This window comes from Undibacterium paludis, from assembly GCF_022568815.1.
Lineage (GTDB): Bacteria > Pseudomonadota > Gammaproteobacteria > Burkholderiales > Burkholderiaceae_D > Undibacterium.
In genome coordinates this window covers 1-7,750 of record NZ_JAKZHX010000035.1, presented here as the reverse complement: position 1 = coordinate 7,750, position 7,750 = coordinate 1, and the positions used below count along the sequence as shown (strand labels likewise).

Annotated in this window: 5 protein-coding genes and 1 pseudogene; all 6 read right to left on the bottom strand. The window is 49.1% G+C overall.

The window, feature by feature from the left end:
- A pseudogene (locus LZ463_RS29255) lies at positions 1 to 873 on the bottom strand (hypothetical protein); the annotation flags it as partial.
- A 136-nt stretch (positions 874 to 1,009) separates the two neighbouring features.
- Positions 1,010 to 2,122 carry a YncE family protein gene (locus LZ463_RS28720; RefSeq protein WP_241459756.1) on the bottom strand — a complete coding sequence of 371 codons (1,113 nt, stop codon included), beginning with the start codon at positions 2,120 to 2,122 and terminating at the stop codon, positions 1,010 to 1,012.
- Positions 2,123 to 2,221: 99 nt separating this feature from the next.
- Positions 2,222 to 5,419 carry an RHS repeat-associated core domain-containing protein gene (locus LZ463_RS28715; protein ID WP_241459755.1) on the bottom strand — a complete coding sequence of 1,066 codons (3,198 nt, stop codon included), beginning with the start codon at positions 5,417 to 5,419 and terminating at the stop codon, positions 2,222 to 2,224.
- 16 nt (positions 5,420 to 5,435) lie between these two features.
- The gene (locus LZ463_RS28710; RefSeq protein WP_241459754.1) at positions 5,436 to 5,732 is read right to left on the bottom strand and encodes a hypothetical protein; all 297 of its coding nucleotides are present in this window, start codon (positions 5,730 to 5,732) and stop codon (positions 5,436 to 5,438) included.
- A gap of 78 nt (positions 5,733 to 5,810) precedes the next feature.
- Entirely contained in the window at positions 5,811 to 6,374 is a 564-nt protein-coding gene (locus tag LZ463_RS28705) for a hypothetical protein (RefSeq protein ID WP_241459753.1), read from the bottom strand.
- 10 nt (positions 6,375 to 6,384) lie between these two features.
- Positions 6,385 to 7,750, bottom strand: a 1,366-nt coding sequence (locus LZ463_RS28700) for an RHS repeat-associated core domain-containing protein (protein ID WP_277624207.1), incomplete at its 5' end; no start/stop codon positions are given.

Below are 7,750 nucleotides of genomic sequence, written 5' to 3'. Positions count from 1 at the left end.
ATCCAGGGTGTAGGCGAAGCTGTTGGTGCTGTTGTCAGCATAGGTTTGTTTGGTGACGCGGTTGTTGGCGTCGTAGACGTTGGTGACCATGATCTTGCCGCGCCTGTCTTGCACGGTGAGCATGTTGTGTTTGGCGTCGTAGGTGAAGGCTTCGTAGGTCTGGTCTGGATAGATGACTTTGTTGAGGCGGCCTGTGGGGTCGTATTCGTATTTGACGCTGCGGCCGAGGTTGTCGGTAGCCAGGGTGATGCGCTGGCTGTTGTCGTAGTTAAACTGGATGTAGCGGCCGCTGGGGCTGGTGATTTTATACAGGTTGTAGAGGTAGTCGCGTGTCACCTTGAGGGTGTTGTTGTAGCGGTCACGCATTTCCAGCAGCGCGCCTTTGCGGGCGGTGTGTGAGTTCATCGCCTCTGGGAATTCCAGCACGGTGCCGTCTTTGAGCTTGAGGCTCCAGCCCCAGCGCGGGTTGTTCCAGCTCAGGATGGAGCCGTCATAGGCGGTGCCTGTGCCTGTGTGTCTGTAGATGGCGTCGGTGTAGTTGGTGCCCGGGGAGATGCGTTCGTAATGGATGCGGCTGCCATCGGGCAGGATCAGGTCCTGCCAGGTCCAGGAGTTGCCGACCAGGTAGACGTCGTACGACAGGCTCGTGCCTATGCCAAACGCGCGTGAGTCTGTGTCGCCTTGGCGGTAGCTGCGGGTGAGCGGGTCGGTGGGTTTGCTCAGGTTATAGCCATCGTTGCCAACCTGGTCGGCTTTGTTGCGGGCGTCTGCTGTATATGCGTAGACCACGCAAAAAAGAAGGCGCAGGCACCAACTGATAATTTGATGAGCAGTCTTTTTAGGCTTCTTTATTTTTGTTTCACTCCTGCTCACTATGAATGACTTACTTCTTTATATATTTCAACGGGTTTTTCACGCGCATGAAAATATGACCTAATGGCTAGCACGGTACCTTGACAAAAACCTGTTCCGCTATAACCACAAAAAGAAAGTAATTTTTTTGAATATCTTATTTGGAATTACACATTCTGTTTTTTGACTCTGATTGACTTGTTGCAAGTTTTGGAACAGGTATCTTCGTTAACACACCATTTGTCTTTGAATCAATCACGGCAATATTCGCCCCGCCTTCATCATGAACCAAAACATAAATTTTTTTCCCATCATTAGTAATCGCAATTCCACTAGGGAAGCTACCCAATTTGATCGATGTTATTAAGGAGCGCTTTTTTGTATCAACAACAGATACTCTACCTGGCTGAGCAAAGTTATGGCTGACAAAAAGTCTTTTTCCATCTGGAGAAAATGTAAGATTACCCGGAAATAGCAATCCATTTGGATTTTTCTTCGTACTTTTTTCTGAACCCAGCGATATCGAATTTAACTTATTACCGTTTTGTGTATCCATTAAAAAAACTTCTGCAGGGTGCCCAATTTTTCCCAACGCCAGCATTGAGCCATTAGGGGAAATAGCTATTTCATTTGCAAAATCGGAAGCTTGACCTGGAAATGGAAGGTGACTCCGAATAACATTCGATGAGGTATCAAGAACTGTGATGCTCTCGCCGATCGCGTAGGCTAAGTTGTTATCTGGTCCAATGGTCATGCCATTTTTTACGCCTTTAGATGGAATTGCAGATACTGCTCCCGACGTTGTATCCATCACTAGAATGGATGGAGGTGTGGCATTGGGCATTGGGGAGTAAAGGCGCCGTCCGTCTTTTGATACAACTATCTGCTCTAACTCATCTAATTCATTTGCGAGAGGGAAAGACTGAATCAGCGCATGAGAAGTCACGTCAAATACATTCACATGTGATCTACCGTTATACGAAGTGACATAAGCCTTTTTACTGTCAGGAGAAAAACCTATTGCCATCGTTTTCCCTGCGACGGGAATATCTGCAAGAATTGAATCAGAATATGTTGATACAACTATTACCCTGCCAATCCCAGAGTCAGTTATATACGCCTTACTACCATCCGGTGTAATCCGAATGGTTTCTATATTCGAATTTATAGCAAGACATAAAGAGTCGTCTTTGTCATTGGCTTTGACGTTTTGATACGCAAAGAAGCAAAAAAATAGGCACCATGAAGTCAACGAGGTTGAAATTTTCATACGTTATTCTCCTTATCTTGGAAAAAATATTTTCCATTGTTCACGTACATCTGATGGGACTCTTGGTGACGATCCTGGATTAATCCCGCCAAGTAATATCTACAAAGGCGCAACTACTCCATTAGGGTTTCCTAGTGCATCGGCAATTTTTTGCCCACCGCTTTTATCACCTCCAATACCACTTTCACACGCAATAAGAACCGTCCGCAAATTGGGATCATACCCTTTCGCGTCTTTAAGTAATTTCGCGATCGATTTCGCTGAAAACTGTGTATACCCATGAGGGGAACTAGAAAATTGTCCTAGTGAATTTCCATGCACAACAATCACATTCACATCCTTAGGCTTATATGTTATTGCCCAATCATAGAGCTGCTGCGTGCTAGGAACCCCGTCGTCTAATAAAACGATGTGAGCCTGCAATCCTAGTGGATCAACAAGACTAATCGGATTTCCTCCCACATACCCATACCCATTAATCCCCCCAGCCAACCCAATCGGGTCTTCCGCAATGAACCTGTGCGTCGCTGGTGAGTAATATCTGGCACGGTAATAGTACAAGCCATTGCCGTCATTCTCCCTGCCGGTGTATTGGAAAGCGTTATTAACGACAGCATCTGCTCTGGTATTACCGTAAGGGTCATAGCTATAGTCAACAACTTTATCACCCGTGCTGTTTGTCAGACGGATGGTCGAACCGATAGCATCTGTCAAATAAGTCAGGCTTGCTGCTGTGCTACCTGATCCGCTCTGCTGCACAAAGACTTCATCCACACCAGCACTGATGTAACTGGCCCTGATGTTGGCTGTATCTGCCTGAGTAGCATTCAGCCCATTCAGTTCCTGAACAATATTCACCCCATCATACACAAACCCGGTACTGACGCCATTGACAGTCTTGGTCTGTCTTCTGCCCAGCGCATCATAAGTAAAGCTGGCTGTTTCCGTATTGGTGCTGTCCTTGATCTGTATCAGCTGGTTACGCGCATTCCACACATAGGTGTTGATGCCGTCACCGGTGAGGTTGCCGTTCTTGTCGTAGCTCAGTATCTGGCTGCCCCAGGTTGTCAGGCGGTTGTTGGCGTCGTAGCTGGTGGTGGTGACGGTATCGGGCAGGTCTGTTTTTGCCAGACTGCCACCCTTTCTGGTGCGGCGTCCGCCGTCGTCGTAGCCGTAGGTCAAATCACCTATTGGGCTGTTGTCGGCCTTTTTGTAGGTAATACCAGTCAACTGATTGCCGTCGTCATAGCTGTAATCCTGGACGATGCCGTTGGCGTGGATGGTCTTGGTGCGGCGGCCTGCATCATCATAGATGAACTGGATGGCCTGGGCTACGTTGTTGTTCGCTGCCCCTGCGGCCTGGTCAATGCGCAGCAGCCTGCCTGCGTCATCATAGGTGTAGCTTTGCTTGGGTTGGCCTGCGACGGTCATGCTGCTGCGGCGGCCGTTGGCATCATAGGTATAGTTGACTATGCCTTTGGGGCTGGTGACTTGGGTGATGCGGTCAAGATTGTCGTAAGTAAAGCCGATGTTGCCGTTCAAGGTGTCGGTCAACAATGTGACACGGTTACCCGCGTCATAACTGCGGGTAATGCTGCTGCCATCAGAGAACGTGGTTTTCAATGGCCGGTTGAGACTGTCATAAGTATAGTTCGTCTGCTGGTTCTTGCGATCCGTGCTTTGTTTGATGCGGTGTTCGTTGTCATAGACGATGCTGCTGCCCTGGTTTAAGGCGTCGGTCTTGCCGTTGACGGCGTTGCGGTCGTCATAGCTGAAACCGGTGCTGTGGGTGTTGGCGTCGGTGACGCTGGTGAGGTTGTCGTTGTTGTCGTAGCCAAAGCCGGTGTTCTGGCTGGCGGGGTCGGTGATGCTGGTGATGCGGTCGACCGGGTCGTTGTTGATCAAGGTCAGGTTGTTGAGCGGGTCGAGCTGGCTCACCGGGCGACCGGCGCTGTCGGTGCGCACTGTGCTGACGCGGTTCAAGGGGTCGGTGACGCTGCTGGGATCGTAGCCGTCGTAACCAAACTTGGTGACTTTGTTGCGGGGATCGGTGTACTGGGTCAGTTGACCTGCGGCATTGCTGGTGAAGCCATGTATCTTGTTGGTGGGGTCCTTGATCTGTTGCAGGTTGCCTTTGCTGTCGTAGCTGAAGGTGGTGGTGCGGTTGAGGGCGTCAGTAACGGTTGCGAGCTGGTTGTAGTCGCTGGTGTAGGTGGCGCTGGTGGTGATGGCCTCTGGTGTGTCTGCCAGGTAGGTCTGGCCGGTCTGGTTGCCCATGCCGTCATAGGCGAAGGTGGTCTTGCGGTTTAAGGCATCGGTGACCGATTGCACGAGGTTGGTGGCCGGGTCGCGTACGATGGTGGTGGTTTGCTGTTCGGGCTGGCCAAAGGCGCGGGTGATGCTGCTGGGGTAGCCGTTGGCATCGAACACATAGCGGGTGACGATGTTGTTGCCGTCGGTGTGGTCGGTCTGGCTGACTTTGCCGTTGCTGCCCAGGGTGTAGGTAAATTTGTTGGTGCTGTTGTCAGCATAGGTTTGTTTGGTGACGCGGTTGTTGGCGTCGTAGACGTTGGTGACCATGATCTTGCCGCGCTTGTCTTGCACGGTAAGCATATTGTGGTTGCTGTCGTAGGTGAAGGCCTCAAACTGGTTGTTGGGGTCTGTCACTTTGGAAAGGCGGCCTGATGCATCGTATTCGTATTTAACGAGACGGTTGAGGTTGTCAACAGCTTGTGTGATGCGGTTGCTGGCATCGTAGGTAAACTGGATAAAGCGGCCGCTGAGGCTGGTGATGCGGGTGAGGTTGCCGTTGTTGTCACGGTTGAAGGTGAGTGTGTTGCCGTAGCGGTCGCGCAAGCCGATGATGGCGCCGCGACGCGCCCATTGCCGGGTTGCTTCGGGGAACTTGAGGACGCTGCCGTCTTTGAGTTCGATGGTCCAGCCTATGCCGTCCCAGTACAGGGTGGAGCCAAAGTAGGGCCCTTGTGCGCTGGTGCTGCGATAGCCTGCATTGGAGTAATTCGTGCCTGCTGAGGTGCGGGTGTAGTGGATGCGGCCGCCATCTGGCAGGATGAGGTCTTGGTAGGTCCAGGGGTTGGAGTCGCCAACCAGGAAGATGTCATAACCCAGGTTGGTGCCAATGCCAAACGCGCGTGAGTCTGCGTCGCTTTGGCGGTAGCTGCGGGCGTTTGCGGTGCCAGCATAAGCCAGGCAAAAAAGAAGGAGCAGGCACCAACTGACGATATGGTGAGCAGTTTTTTTGATCTGGTTTATTTTTATCTCAATTCTGCTCGCCATGGTTGACATGGCTGACTTATCCCTTGCTGGGAAAAACCCCTTTTTCCAGTTCAAGTGCAAGGAAGTGATTGAAAGGAAGAAACGCCAGCTTTACCGTGACATAGGCCATGACAACGATAATAGGAAGGCGATACTGGAATTGCGGCATGATGATCATGAATGAAAAAATCGCCACCGTCTGTACAAGCACAGGTAACCATACCTGCCATCGTCGCCAGACCACGCCCAGGACTGGGCGGATCAGGGTAGATTGCTCATTTTTGGACAGCCCTTTAAGAGCCGGGATTGAGGTTTTATTCCAGTAAATAGTCACGTTTTTCCTTCAAAAAATCTTCTGCAAAATTCAATCAATATGCTCTCTTAAAAATAATTAAACTTTAAGAAGATTTTACTAAGTTATAGGTATAAGACCATGCGGGGTTGCATGACCGTATGAAATAACTTCGACCATTCCTGTTGTGGATTCAGCATTGTCTGCATCCACAATATACATCGAATAGCTAGGATCTGTTTTTACTCCAAAGTCAATAAATTTGTGTTCACGATTAGTCACAGCGCTTACAAATTCAGCTTCCAATTCTGGTTTCATAATGTAAAGAGCTACCATCGACTGGCTCATTAGCGTTAAAAAAGTTTCAGGCAATATTTCATGTTGATCTACCCTAATCAATCCCTCATAGCTTGCAATTAGCCATTTTAGAAACCATAGTTTTTTTGATAGTACACTTCTGAAAAAAATTACTTTCAGTCCTGACTTCTTTCGCAGCAACTCGTACGTGGAGCGCGGATGTGCTCCCATTCCATACAAATAGCAAATTTTATTTTTAAAATCAGCATTAGCTAATTTATCGAGAACGCGCTCGACTTCCTTTAATTCTATTTCTCTATCAAATTCTGTGAGCGTATTTTGACTATGCGCAAACAAGCGAGTTCCACTAATTTTAATACTTCCCATGCATCACCTTTTACCATAAATGGAAATGACCAGAATCCTTTCCCCTCCATCCAGAAAACGGAATTTTCTGAGCTCTCAACCATTGATTAAAATTTTGAAGCATTTTACTGGGGATTTGTTGAATATATTTCCCCTTTCCAATAGGGGACGCGCCCCAACGAATTGACATCGCAACATGCTGCCCTGACGCCTTACTATAGCTAGCACCTACGCGAACCCATTGTTTCATAGGCCCAAAAAATCTGCCCAAAATATTACCGGCTGGTCCAACCATCGCTATTCCACCAGCAATATTTCCTGCTGTATTAAAGCCTTTATACATACTAGAACACTTATCAATATCTCCTTCGATACCGGCAAAATCACGAATATCCTGCAAGTTTCCAAAACCCAATGTAGCAGCCTTATAAGCACCATCTCCGAATCCTACAACGGCATTAATGTTAGATTGTGACGGCGACCAACCATTAGTTGCATTGTAAATTCCTCCATAAATATCATCCATGCCAAACAATCCGTAAGGATCAATCGTGCTAATGGGATCACCTTCCACATACCCATACCCATTAATCCCCCCAGCCAACCCAATCGGGTCTTCTGCGATGAACTGATGCGTCGCTGGCGAGTAGTATCTGGCCCTGTAATAGTACAGCCCGTTGCCGTCATTCTCCCTGCCCGTGTACTGGAAGGCATTGTTGACGACAGCATCTGCTCTGGTATTACCGTAAGGGTCATAGCTGTAATCAACAACCTTGTCCCCTGTTGCATTGGTCAATCTGATTGTCGAGCCGATAGCGTCAGTGAGGTATGTCAGACTGGTCGCTGTTGATCCTGACTCGCTCTGCTGCACCAGTACCTGATCAACGCCTGCGGTAACGTAGCTGGCCCTGATATTGGCCGTGTCTGCCTGTGTTGTGTTCAGCCCGTTCAATTCCTGAACAATATTCACCCCATCATACACAAACCCTGTACTGACTCCATTGATGGTTTTTGTTTGCCTTCTGCCCAGCGCATCATAAGTAAAGCTGGCTGTTTCTGTATTGGTGTTGTCCTTGATCTGTATCAACTGATTACGTGCATTCCACACATAGGTGTTGATGCCGTCCCCTGTGAGGTTGCCGTTCTTGTCGTAACTGAGTATCTGACTGCCCCAGGTGGTGAGCCTGTTGTTGGCGTCATAGCCTGCTGTGGTAATTGTGTCCGGCAGGTCTGTCTTGGCCAGACTACCCCCCTTTCTGGTGCGGCGGCCGCCGTCGTCGTAGCCGTAGGTCAAATCACCGATTGGGCTGTTGTCTGCCTTTTTGTAAGTGATACCTGTCAGCTGGCTGGCGTCGTCATAGCTGTAGTCCTGAACGATGCCGTTGGCGTGGATGGTC